We start from the raw sequence: 4,862 nt of genomic DNA, 5'->3' as shown, positions 1-4,862 counted from the left end.
TTGGGTTTCCATGAAAGGAACGGTTGCAACGCATGGCCGAAGCGAAAGTGTACAAGAACCTGATCGGCGGGCAGTGGATGGAATCCCGTACCGGCCGTACCTTCGAGAACCGCAACCCTGCGGACGGCCGCGACCTGGTAGGAATTTTCCAACGCTCCGGCCGGGAGGATGTGGATGCGGCCGTGGCTGCCGCCAAGCGGGCTTTTGAGCGCTGGCGGCTGGTACCGGCTCCGCGCCGGGCCGAGATTCTCTACCGCGCCGGCCAGCTCCTGATGGAGCGCAAGGAACAGTACGCGCGTGACATGACCCGGGAGATGGGGAAGATTCTGGCGGAAACCCGGGGCGACGTGCAGGAGGCTATCGACACTGCTTTCTACATGGCCGGCGAAGGCCGCCGCTTGTTCGGCCCCACGGTCCCTTCCGAACTTCCCAACAAGTTCGCTATGGCCGTGCGCATGCCCATCGGCGTCTGCGGCATGATCACCCCCTGGAACTTTCCCATGGCCATACCGTCATGGAAACTGCTTCCCGCGCTGGTCTGTGGCAACGCCTGTGTCATAAAACCCGCACAGGACACGCCTCTTTCGACGCTGAACCTGGTCCAGACGCTGGTGGACGCGGGCGTCCCGGACGGTGTGGTGAACCTGGTTACCGGATTCGGCTCGGAAGTGGGAGCGCCCCTGGTGGAACATGTCGATGTCCGAGCCATCTCGCTGACCGGCTCCTCCGACGTGGGACGGCGCATTGGAGAGGTTGCGGCGCGCAGCTTCAAACACTGCTCCCTCGAGCTTGGGGGCAAGAACGCAATCATCGTCCTGGACGACGCCAACATCGACCTGGCGGTGGATGGCGCCTTGTGGGGCGGTTTTGGCACCACTGGCCAGCGTTGCACCGCCGCCAGCCGGGTGATCGTACAAAAGGGCGTTTACAAGGAGTTCGTGGGGAAGTTCGTGGATCGCGCTCGCGCCCTCAAAGTGGGCAATGGCATGGATGAGAGCGTGCAAATGGGCCCGCAGGTCAACGCCAGCCAGATCCAGACTACCTGTACCTACGTTCAGGTCGGCAAGGGCGAGGCCAAGCTCCTCTGCGGTGGCAACCCGCTGACGGCGGGTGATTTCGCTCACGGCCACTTCTACGAGGCCACCATCTTCGGCGATGTGGACCCACACGCCCGCATCGCCCAAGAGGAGATCTTCGGCCCGGTGGTTTCTGTGATCGCCTGCGACAGCGTAGAGCAGGCCATCGAGTACTCGAATGACATTCCTTACGGCCTTTCTTCGGCCATCTACAGCCGCGACGTCAATAAGGCTTTTCGCGCCATGCGCGACCTCTACGCCGGCATCACTTACGTGAATGCACCCACTATCGGGGCGGAAGTGCACCTGCCATTCGGCGGCACCAAGGCCACCGGCAACGGCCATCGCGAGGGAGGGATTGGCGCCATCGATTTCTACAGCGAGTGGAAGTCGATCTACGTGGATTATTCCGACCAACTGCAGCGGGCGCAGATCGACAACGTGGAACCGTAGCCACTCCTCCAATGCACAGGCCGTATCGGGAAGGAAAGAGGAAATGATCATCGGCGTCCCCAAAGAAGTGAAGGACCACGAAACCCGGGTGGGAATCGTTCCCTCCGGAGTAAAGGCCCTGGTCGACGCTGGTCACAAGGTGCTGGTCGAAAACGGAGCCGGTGACCTTTCCTCGATGCCCGACCGCGACTACCAGCAGGTGGGTGCGGAGGTACTCTGCTCGGCGGCTGAAGTGTGGAAGCGCGCCGACATGGTGGTCAAGGTCAAAGAACCCATCGCCAGTGAGTTTGCCCACCTGCGCGATGGACTGGTGCTGTTCACCTACCTGCACCTCGCGCCTTTGCCGGAGCTCACCGAGCAGTTGCTGCGTCACAACGTCACCGGCATCGCGTACGAAACCATCCGCGACGCGCAGGGGTCGCTTCCCCTGTTGACGCCCATGTCGGAAGTGGCGGGACGCATGGCCGTCCAGGTCGGAGCCTCCTATTTGGAGGCCGAGCGGGGAGGTCGCGGCGTGCTGCTAGGCGGTGTGCCCGGTGTACCCCCGGCCAACGTGGTGATAGTAGGCGGAGGTATCGTCGGGACGAACGCCGCCAAGATCGCGCTCGGCATGGGCGCCATTGTGACCATCATCGACGTCAACTTGAACCGCTTGCGCGAACTCGATGACATCTTCGGCGCCCGCATCCTGACCCTTGCCTCGAACGCGTACACCATCGCCAAGGCCACCAGGAAGTCCGACTTGGTCATCGGAGGAGTGCTAATACCGGGCGCTTCCGCCCCCAAGCTGGTCACCGAAGCCATGGTGAAGGAAATGAAGTCTGGTTCGGTGATCGTTGACGTCGCCATCGATCAGGGCGGCTGCATCCAGACGGCGCGCCCGACTACCCACAGCGACCCCGCCTACATCTTGCATGGCGTTGTCCATTACTGCGTAACCAACATGCCTGCCGCCGTGCCTCATACCTCCACGCTGGCGCTCACCAATGCCACCTTCCCCTACGTGATGAAGCTGGCGCAGAAAGGGCCCCAGGCGGCAATCCGCGCCGACAGCGCTATCCGCGAGGGTGTCAATACCTTCCGTGGCCAAGTGACTTATCCCGCGGTCGCGCAGTCGCAAGGCAAGCCGGTGCGGGACTTGGGCGAGCTACTTCACTAATTAGTAAATACCACCTTAGGGGTAAACAGCCCCGACCTCCGGGCCATTGGCGCACCAGCGTGCTCTCCGTAGGATGGACCACCGACCCTTTGGATGGAGGGAATGTGATCGTGAAGAGTGCCCGTTGGCGCTCCGTGCTCGCCTGGTTCTGCTGGATGATGCTGGGCTTTGTTTTGACCCTTGCAGTGGCCGCCCTAGCCCGCTTCTAACTTCCAAGTGTGAGTGGTTCCGGACTTGGCGGACACTGGCGAAAGCGGCAGTTGAGCCGCGCCCGACGGCGCTGGCCCCGCTTTGAGACGGTACTCCTGGTAGGCGCTTTGCAAGAGTCGCTTGAGCGCCGGCCGAAGCCGGAGCACATCCCCGTCAGCCAGCAACAGCCGCAGGTTGCGCCAACGGCGGTCCGCTTCCACAGCCGCGAACTCCTCCAGGCGCGCCGTCTCGTGCAAAGTGCGTAGGTTGCGGGTGCGTAGCTCCATCCGAAGGCAATGCTTCATGGGACGGAACTGTAGGAAATTCCGGGCTTTTCCGTGGGCTGCAATCCCGATGTGGTCGCGATAGTAAACCGGTTCGAAGGCCGGGTCGATTTCCCGCAACAACGCTAGGCACTGGTCGAGCTGGCCCAGGGAAGCAGAAAACCCGCGCCTCTCCCATTGGCAACGCCCGCAGGTTGGCTCTTCCTCGGCTTCCGGCTGGCGGAGATCCAGGAGTTTGGCGAAATGAACCACTAGCTTGTTGCCCATTTGGATCGCACAAAGCTCCAGGGCGATTACTGGCATGACGCGGTGCAGCAAGAGCAGGACGTTCTGGAAACGCGCCTGAACTTCCTCGGCAATCAAGACGGCACAGTGGACATAACGGGGAGAGCGGCGCTGTTCAAAATCCCAGTATTCGATACAACGGATGATGTGGCTCTCATCCATCCTGCCGAGCATGACTTCCACCACATACCTCCGGCCATGCTGGTGGTTCTGCAAGAGAAGGTCCAGCCGGCCGGAACCGGACACGGGCCGCTCGACCTGGCGCACCTGCAGCGTTCCCAGGCCCAGAATCGAGGGATCTCTGGCGATGAGGTCGCGCAGCCAGGCTTCGCGGTAGTCGGGATGGTCTTTCAGCCATAGTCTGCTGCCCCGGGCATACTCAAGGCTCATTCAGTAGCACCCCCTTCAAAGGTTGGACTGGCATTGGCTCTACTTGGCCCGTGAGGTCATGTACTTAACCCTAAATTCCTAGAATGGGAATTATCCTCCTTGTAACCATTGACTGACCGCGGTACCCTCTATTGTTTTGAAAACGGAACACCGCCGCGCCAGGACCACGACCCGGACTAACCCTAATCGGGTCCGGGCCAACGAGCCCCGGCCTTACCAACTCCAGGGAGGCGGGGAAACGGGATGAGATCAAGGGAGGAAGCCATGACTCCGCCGGGGCATCAGTTGCGCATGATACGGGAGGATCTGAGTCTGACGATCCGCGACGTGGAAACGGCCAGTTGCCGCATCGCAGCACGCCGCCGAAATCCGGAGTACGCCATTTCCCTGAGCCGCCTTTCGGACATCGAGTCCAAGAGCGTTCTGCCCAGCATCTACCGGCTGTACTCGCTGGCGGTGATCTATCGGCGTGATTTGCGTGACCTGCTCGGCCTTTATGGTATCGACGTCAATGACGCGGCAGCCGATCTGGACGCGGCACCGCACCCGGGTTCCCGTCGCCTGGAAGCCCTGAATGCGGTCACCGCCGTGCGCCTCCCGGTGCGAATCGACCCCGGCTTTGACCCGCGTCGAACCTTCAATCTGGGGCGCATCGTGGAGCAGTGGGGAATGGTGCCACTATCGTTCCTCGCCCAGTTTTCCCGCGACGAATACACCTATGCGTATGTCGGCACCGAAGACTTCACCATGTATCCCTTGTTGCTGCCAGGCACATTCGTCCAGATCGACGAATCGCGTACCGCGGTAGCGCGGGGTGGCTGGCGCAGCGAATACGAGCGGCCGATCTACTTCCTGGAGACGCGCACCGACTTCATTTGCAGCTGGTGCACGCTGGAGGACGGAAACATCATCATCCAGCCCCATCCCCTTTCCCCCGCCTCCGTCCGCATCCTGCGCCATCCGCAGGATGCGGAGGTGATCGGGCAGGTGGTCGGCATAGCCATGCGCATCAGCGATTGGCGGGCC

4 protein-coding genes are annotated in these 4,862 nt (G+C 61.8%); 3 read left to right on the top strand and 1 reads right to left on the bottom strand.

Going from position 1 to position 4,862, the window contains the following annotated elements:
- Window positions 1–32: 32 nt before the first annotated feature.
- Both VLE48_00875 and ald read left to right on the top strand, forming a co-directional pair.
- Window positions 33–1,529 carry an aldehyde dehydrogenase family protein gene (locus VLE48_00875; GenBank protein HSA91538.1) on the top strand — a complete coding sequence of 499 codons (1,497 nt, stop codon included), beginning with the start codon at window positions 33–35 and terminating at the stop codon, window positions 1,527–1,529.
- 43 nt (window positions 1,530–1,572) lie between these two features.
- Window positions 1,573–2,688, top strand: a complete 1,116-nt coding sequence (ald, locus tag VLE48_00870; GenBank protein ID HSA91537.1) for an alanine dehydrogenase — start codon at window positions 1,573–1,575, stop codon at window positions 2,686–2,688.
- Window positions 2,689–2,882: 194 nt separating this feature from the next.
- Here the strand turns inward: ald and VLE48_00865 are convergent, their stop codons facing one another.
- Entirely contained in the window at window positions 2,883–3,713 is an 831-nt protein-coding gene (locus VLE48_00865; protein HSA91536.1) for a hypothetical protein, read from the bottom strand.
- Between the two features lie 387 nt (window positions 3,714–4,100).
- Between VLE48_00865 and VLE48_00860 the strand changes: the two genes are divergently transcribed.
- Window positions 4,101–4,862 (top strand): helix-turn-helix transcriptional regulator (locus tag VLE48_00860; protein HSA91535.1); only part of this gene is annotated, 762 nt, incomplete at its 3' end.

It is taken from the genome of Terriglobales bacterium (assembly GCA_035454605.1).
In the GTDB taxonomy this organism is placed as follows: domain Bacteria; phylum Acidobacteriota; class Terriglobia; order Terriglobales; family Acidobacteriaceae; genus DATMAB01.
This window is presented reverse-complemented; position numbering and strand designations above follow the sequence as displayed.

Excerpts from the sequence above, each read along its gene's own strand:
- VLE48_00875 (HSA91538.1), top strand. The coding sequence starts at position 33 with ATGGCCGAAGCGAAAGTGTACAAGAACCTGATCGGCGGGCAGTGGATG.
- ald (HSA91537.1), top strand. The coding sequence starts at position 1,573 with ATGATCATCGGCGTCCCCAAAGAAGTGAAGGACCACGAAACCCGGGTG.